Source organism: Mesorhizobium sp. M7A.F.Ca.CA.004.06.1.1 (assembly GCF_003999135.1).
GTDB lineage: Bacteria > Pseudomonadota > Alphaproteobacteria > Rhizobiales > Rhizobiaceae > Mesorhizobium.
In genome coordinates this window covers 1-6,054 of sequence record NZ_RZPQ01000346.1, presented here as the reverse complement: position 1 = coordinate 6,054, position 6,054 = coordinate 1, and the positions used below count along the sequence as shown (strand labels likewise).

Annotated in this window: 6 protein-coding genes; 5 read left to right on the top strand and 1 reads right to left on the bottom strand. The window is 62.4% G+C overall.

Going from position 1 to position 6,054, the window contains the following annotated elements:
* The coding region (locus tag EN906_RS19915; protein WP_127375321.1) for a TonB-dependent hemoglobin/transferrin/lactoferrin family receptor at window positions 1-2,159 on the bottom strand (2,159 nt) is incomplete at its 3' end.
* A gap of 198 nt (window positions 2,160-2,357) precedes the next feature.
* Between EN906_RS19915 and hemP the strand changes: the two genes are divergently transcribed.
* From hemP to EN906_RS19890, 5 genes are all read left to right on the top strand, one after another.
* A complete protein-coding gene (gene hemP, locus EN906_RS19910; RefSeq protein ID WP_127271521.1) occupies window positions 2,358-2,570 on the top strand; it encodes a hemin uptake protein HemP in 213 nt (70 codons plus the stop codon).
* A gap of 124 nt (window positions 2,571-2,694) precedes the next feature.
* Window positions 2,695-3,756: a hemin-degrading factor gene (locus EN906_RS19905; RefSeq protein ID WP_127272243.1), complete on the top strand. Its 1,062-nt coding sequence runs from the start codon at window positions 2,695-2,697 to the stop codon at window positions 3,754-3,756.
* A gap of 10 nt (window positions 3,757-3,766) precedes the next feature.
* Window positions 3,767-4,675 (top strand): hemin ABC transporter substrate-binding protein, encoded by a 909-nt coding sequence (locus tag EN906_RS19900; RefSeq protein ID WP_127272244.1) that lies wholly within the window; start codon window positions 3,767-3,769, stop codon window positions 4,673-4,675.
* A gap of 11 nt (window positions 4,676-4,686) precedes the next feature.
* Window positions 4,687-5,784: an iron ABC transporter permease gene (locus EN906_RS19895; protein WP_127267526.1), complete on the top strand. Its 1,098-nt coding sequence runs from the start codon at window positions 4,687-4,689 to the stop codon at window positions 5,782-5,784.
* Window positions 5,785-5,790: 6 nt separating this feature from the next.
* Window positions 5,791-6,054: ATP-binding cassette domain-containing protein (locus EN906_RS19890; RefSeq protein ID WP_127375320.1), on the top strand; the 264-nt coding region annotated here is incomplete at its 3' end.

The following is a 6,054-nucleotide window of genomic DNA, read 5'->3' as shown; positions in this document are numbered from 1 at the left end:
ACGCCGGGCTCGTAAGCCGCGAAAACCGGCTGCGGCGGCTGGCCGGCCGTGGTCAGGTTGAGCGGGTTGGCGTATTTTACATCGAACAGATTGTCGGCGCGGAAATCAATCTTCAAATTGTCCGTCGCCTGGTAGCTGGCAAAAGCATTGACCAGCGTGTAGTCCTCGGCGATCGGATTGCCCTTGGGCTTGCCATTGTATTGCACTTCGCCGCCCACGGTCAGCTTGTCCTCGAGGAAGCGCAAGCCGAGCTGCGCGGTGACCTGGGATGAGGGGATGGTCAGCAGGTCGGCCCGAACGTCCTTGTAGGAAATGGTATGACCATTGGTGATTGAGGCCGAGAGCCCGGCATAGCCCCATCCGGCATCATAGACGCCCTCAAGTTCGAAGCCGTCGATCTTGGCCTTGGCAAAATTCTGGTACTGGAAGCATATCGGGATACCGGGTCCGCTCGGGCAGCCGGCTGTCGGGTCAAACCGCGACAGGGTAACGCCATCGATGTAGTCTTCGACATCGTTGTTGAAATAGGCTGCCTTGATGCGCAGCGCATCGCCGGCTTCGAGGATGTCATCCTGCTTGTAGTTGACGCCGAATTCGACGGTCTTTCCGGTTTCCGGCCGCAGATTGGGATTGGGCAGGAACGGGAAGGTGACACCTGCCGGATGGCGACCGCTGATCAGTGTTTCCGACAGGGAGGGTGACCGGTATCCTTCCGCATAGGTGCCGTAGAATTGCAGGCCGGCAAGGCTGGCGCTGTCGAAAGGCGAGACGCCGACGGTGATGCGCGGCGACAACCGGTCCCCCGACGTTTCGTGGGTGTCATCCTTGAGGCTGTAATTGTCGTAACGCAGCCCGGCGATGACTTCGAGCCACTCCCAGGTGAGCTTGTCCTGGACATAGGCGCCGGAGACGTTCCGCTTGCCGGAAGGCGTATAGAAGCTGTCGCCACCGGCCGTGCCGCCGGTCTCGACTTTATCGCCGGCCCAGTCGCCGCCATAGGTCAGTTCGTGCGCGATTCCCGCAGTCTCGAATCTGGACGTGTTCCAAATGTCGATGCTGGTCGTGCCGATGTCGAATCTCGATGTCGAGCCAGCCGGCAAAACAACTGGAAGGCCGGTGCTCGGGTCAAACCGGTTGAGAGGCACGAGGCTGGTCAGATCGAGATTGGTCTTGTTGTAGGAGGTGTTGATATGGAGATCGAGCCAGCTCTTGTCCTCATCCGTAATGTTGTAGCGGGCGGTGAAGGTGTTCGACTTCAGGTCGACGTCATTGACCGGCACGCCGCCGCTGATCTCGTTCCAGCCGTCGCTTGAGCCGACCCAGCCGAGCTTCAGCTCACTGTTGTCGGTCGGCCGGATGGTGGTCTTGAGCAGGCCGCTAAGCACATCGAAGCCGGTGCCCTTGACGGTGTCGCCACCGCCATCCTTGTAGTCGTCATAGTTGCGGTAGACGATGTTGCCGAGCACGTCCCAGTTCTCGTTGAGGCGGTAGGCACCGGATGCGCTTGTTGTCCAGCCTTTGCCGTTGCTCTCATAGCGTCCCGTGACGGAGCCGGCCCATGTTTCTTCCGGCTTAAGGAAATCCCCGGCGTCCTTGGTGTCGAAGAAGACGACGCCGCCGATGGCGCCTGAGCCATAGGTGTTGGCGACAGGACCACGGATAACATCCACGGATTTAACGAGTTCGGGGTCGATGTAGAAGGTCGACTGCGTGCCGTGGTCGGAACGCTGGAAGTTCTGACGGGCGCCGTCGACGATGACCGCGACGCGACCAAAATCCTGCAAGCCTCGGATGTTGATACTGGTGCTGACGCGTCTGGCGTCGGCCTGCGCCGCGACACCGGGCACGCCAAGCAGCATCTCATTCGGCGTCGTCGCCATGCGGCGGTCGAGCTGTTCCTGGCCGACATGGCTGGTCGATGCCAGCGATTCGATCGCCGTCTCGCCGGTGCGGCTGATGACGAGGATCTTGTCGAGCAGCGTTGCTCCCGCTGGTGCGGCGTTTTCTTCTTCAGCCTTCTTCGTTTGCTCTGTCGGCTGCGCCGCTTGCTGGGCGTTAGCCAATTGCGCCGACAAGGCGATAGCCGCCACGCTTGCCAACAATGCCGCCGCGCCGTTCGCCGCCGACCGGCCACGCCATTCCCAAGTCACCAACCCCATGCCCCAACTCCAAAGTCCAGGTTTCATGCTGGCTGGCCCGGGGCTGGCTGGCATTTTTGATCGTCTCCGGCGTCTTAAATGTTGACTCATTTAATCCGGTATTGCACTGACTAGTAAACATGATTATTCAAGTCAAGAAATGAATCGGATTACGCAACGCCTAGCCAGACGCCCGGCACAGGAAAGGGATCGACAGAGATGAACACCCACAATCCCAACGATTTTCGCTATCGCGTCCGCCGTTCCGACGATGCCTCGGCCCCCACCCGTTTCGACCGGGTTCCGCTGGCGGTGCGAACCCTGTCCAGCAACACTCTGTTCCAGGGCGAGCACGAGATCGGCATCGAGCATCACGGTGCGCTCTACCGGCTGAAGATCACCCGTCAGGGCAAGCTCATTCTCAACAAGTAAGGCTAGAGCGGTTCACCGTTTCTCGGAAACGCCGAACCGCTCTAGCTCTTTGTTTTAACGCAATTCCGGACGGAAAACCGTTTCACACTTTTCCCGGAATTGCTCTAGGCAGCAGGGACGAAACATGGATCAGCGCGTAAAACCCGCCCCGCATGAAATCCGGCGGGCACGGACAGACAATCCGAAGACGCGCGAGCGTGATCTGGCTGCCCAGCTCGGCATTTCGGAAGCCGAACTGGTCGCCGCGCATTGCGGCGACGGCGTCGTGCGCATCGAGCCGCGCGTCAACGATCTTCTGACCGGCCTCGAGGCCGTCGGCGAGGTCATGGCGCTGACCCGCAATGAGAGCGCGGTGCACGAAAAGATCGGCGTCTATGACAAGGTCGTCACCGGCAACCACAATGCCATGGTGCTTGGCGAAAACATCGACCTGCGCATCTTCCCGAAGGTCTGGGCACACGGCTTTGCCGTCGAGAAGCGAGACGGCGACGAAATCCGCCGCAGCCTGCAGTTTTTCGATGCGGCGGGCGAGGCCGTGCACAAGGTGCATTTGCGTCCGGCCTCCAGCCTCTATGCCTATCAGAAGCTGGTTGCCGCGCTCGAATCGTCCAATCAGGAGCCGACCGTCGACATTTCGGGACCACTCCCCGATGACGAGAGCCATGGCGACGAAGCGGCCGCCAATCTCGACGATCTGCGCGACCGCTGGAGCCGGCTGACCGATGTGCACCAGTTCTTCGGCATGCTGAAGACGCTGAAGCTCAGCCGCCGGCAGGCGGTGCGCCTGGTCGGGCAAGACTATGCCTGGCAGCTCGACAATGATGCCGTCCGTGCCATGTTTCATCACGCTGCGGAGGGCGAGATGCCGATCATGTGCTTTGTGGGAAACCGCGGCTGCATCCAGATCCATTCCGGTCCGATCAAGTCGATCAAGCCGATGGGGCCATGGATCAACGTGCTGGACGAAACCTTCCACCTGCATTTGCGCACCGACCACATCCAGGAGGTCTGGGCGGTGCGCAAGCCGACCAAGGACGGTCATGTCACCTCGCTTGAGGTCTATGATTCCGACGGCAAGATGTTCATCCAGTTCTTCGGCAAGCGTCATGAAGGCGAAAGCGAGCGGGATGACTGGCGCTTCCTGGCGGAAAACCTGCCGCGCATCCCAAGCCCGACCGCAGCCTGAGGAAAATGCGATGCGTTTTTTCCCAAGATTGTCGACCGTGCGCGGATCTATTTTCCGGCCGGTGATCGGTCTCTCCATGGCTGTTATCGCACTGCAATCCGCCAGCGCCATGGAAGGCACGGCCGTGTTTGCCGATCCTTCGAAAATCGTGGCCGTTGGCGGCTCGATCACCGAGATCGTCTATGCGCTCGGCGAGGAAAAGCATCTGGTGGCTCGCGATTCCACCAGCCGGTACCCAAAGGCGGCGCTTGAGCTGCCCGATGTCGGCTATATGCGTGCGCTGTCACCGGAAGGCGTGCTCTCGGTCAACCCGACCGGCATCCTGGCGTTGCATGGCAGCGGTCCCAAGGAAGCCGTCGACGTCTTGAAGAAGACGAGCGTCCCGTTCATCGAAGTGCCCGAGCACTATAGCCACGAAGGCATCCTCGAAAAGGTCCGTATCGTCGGCAAGGCGCTCGGCGTCGACGCCAAGGCAGAGGTGCTCGCCGGGGAGCTCGATGCCAAGCTCACGGCCGCCGAAGGGCAAACGACGTCGATCAAGGAACGCAAGCGCATCCTGTTCGTGCTGTCGATACAGGGCGGCAAGATCCTGGCGGCCGGCAGCGAGACCGCGGCGGACGGTATGGTCAAGCTGGCTGGCGGCGTCAACGCGGTCGAGGGCTTCTCCGGCTACAAGCAAATGTCCGACGAGGCGATCATAACCGCCAGACCGGACGTGATCCTGATGATGAGCAATGCCGGGCCTCCGGTCTCGGATGACGAACTGTTCGGCAATCCGTCGATCGCCTCGACGCCGGCCGGAAAGGCGCGCAAGCTGATCCGCATCGACGGTGCCTATCTGCTCGGCTTCGGGCCACGCACGGCCGATGCCATCCACGACCTCGCTGTCTCGCTTTATGGCGGGCAGGTCACGGACTGAACGGGCGGATCATGGTCGATCAATCGATCGCCGGCCCGGTGATGGCAAGCGTATCCGAAGGCGACAGGTCGGGCCGCGCCCGCATCGTCATTCTGCTGCTGTGCCTGGGGCTCGCGGCTGCCGTTTTTCTGTCGCTGACATCGGGGGCTTCGGACGCTTCGGCCGTCAACGTCATCGGGGGCTGGCTGTTCGGCACAGTGCCTGATGACGCCGCAGTGAGCGCCCGCGACAGCCTGATCGTCTATGACATCCGCCTGCCGCGCATCATCCTCGGCATGCTGGTCGGCGCGGCGCTCGCGGTCTCCGGCGCGGTCATGCAGGGACTGTTCCGCAATCCGCTGGCCGACCCCGGCCTGATCGGCGTCTCGGCCGGCTCCAGCCTCGGCGCGGTTGCCGTCATCGTGCTCGGCGCCACGATATTGGCTCCGGTGACCGCCTTGCTCGGCACGCTTGCACTGCCGCTGGCGGCCTTCTGTGGCGGGCTCGCCACCACGCTGGTGCTTTACCAGGTCGCGACGCGGCGGGGGCAAACCTCGGTTGCCACAATGCTGCTTGCCGGCATCGCGCTGGCGGCGCTCGCCATGGCGCTGACCGGCATTCTTATCTTCATGGCCGACGATCGCCAGTTGCGCGACCTGACCTTCTGGCAACTCGGATCGCTCGGCGGCGCAACCTGGGCGAAGATCGCGTCGGTAGGGCCGATCATCGTGCTGGCGCTGGCGGCGATGCCGTTCCTGGCACGCGGCCTCAACGCGCTGGCGCTTGGCGAGGCGACCGCCGGTCATCTCGGCATTCCGGTGCAGCGGCTGAAATACACGGCCATCGTCGGCGTCTCTGCCGCGGTCGGCGCATCCGTCGCCGTCAGCGGCGGCATCGGCTTCGTCGGCATCGTGGTACCGCATCTGCTGCGCCTGCTGATTGGTCCGGACAATCGCTATCTGCTGCCGGCGTCGGCGCTGCTCGGTGCCTCGCTGCTGCTTCTGGCCGACGCGGTCGCACGCACCATCGTTGCGCCGGCCGAACTGCCGATAGGCATCGTCACCGCGATAGCGGGCGCGCCGTTTTTCCTTTGGATCCTGCTGCGCAAGCGCGGCGTGGTTGATTTGTGAGGCTTGATGATCGAGGCCAAGGATGTTTCGGTTGATATCGCCGGCAAGCCTATCGTCAGCGGTATCGATTTCCACGCGCGGCCCGGCGAGATCGCCGCCATCGTCGGCCCCAATGGTTCGGGCAAGACGACCTTCCTCAAAGCGCTTTCCGGCGAACTCGCCTACACCGGGCGCGTTGCCCTCAACGGCCGAGATCTCTCGACGATGAAGCCGGTCGAGGTGGCCGTCCATCGTGCGGTGCTGCCGCAGGCGACGACGCTGTCGTTCCCG